This window comes from Corallococcus exercitus (assembly GCF_003611585.1).
Taxonomy (GTDB): Bacteria; Myxococcota; Myxococcia; order Myxococcales; family Myxococcaceae; genus Corallococcus; species Corallococcus exercitus.
Genome location: NZ_RAVW01000953.1, coordinates 1 through 381, shown reverse-complemented (window position 1 = coordinate 381; position 381 = coordinate 1). Strand labels below are relative to the sequence as shown.

1 protein-coding gene is annotated in these 381 nt (G+C 48.0%); it reads left to right on the top strand.

Annotated features, from left to right (window positions below; genetic code table 11):
• On the top strand, positions 1 to 381 hold a 381-nt coding region (locus D7W79_RS43055; RefSeq protein ID WP_208730002.1), incomplete at both ends, for a hypothetical protein.

The following is a 381-nucleotide window of genomic DNA, read 5'->3' as shown; positions in this document are numbered from 1 at the left end:
GCGTTGAAGATGTTTTGCTGAAACCAGTTAAAGATCTGAATCGCTTGCGCGAGATGGTTTTTGCCTGTCTCTATCCCAGCATGTTTAATTCCCGCGTTGAGGAAGAGGAAAGGCTTTTTCGCGACTGGGATGCAATGGTTGATAACCCTGCCGCAGCGGCGAAATTATTACAGGAATTGCAACCGCCGGTTCAGCAGGTGATTTCCCATTGCCGGGTTAATTATCGTCAATTGGTTGCCGCGGACAAACCCGGCCTGGTGCTTGATATTGCCGCACTTTCGGAAAACGATCTGGCATTTTATTGCCTTGATGTCACCCGAGCTGGACATAATGGCGTACTTGCTGCCTTGTTATTACGCGCATTGTTTAACGGATTATTAC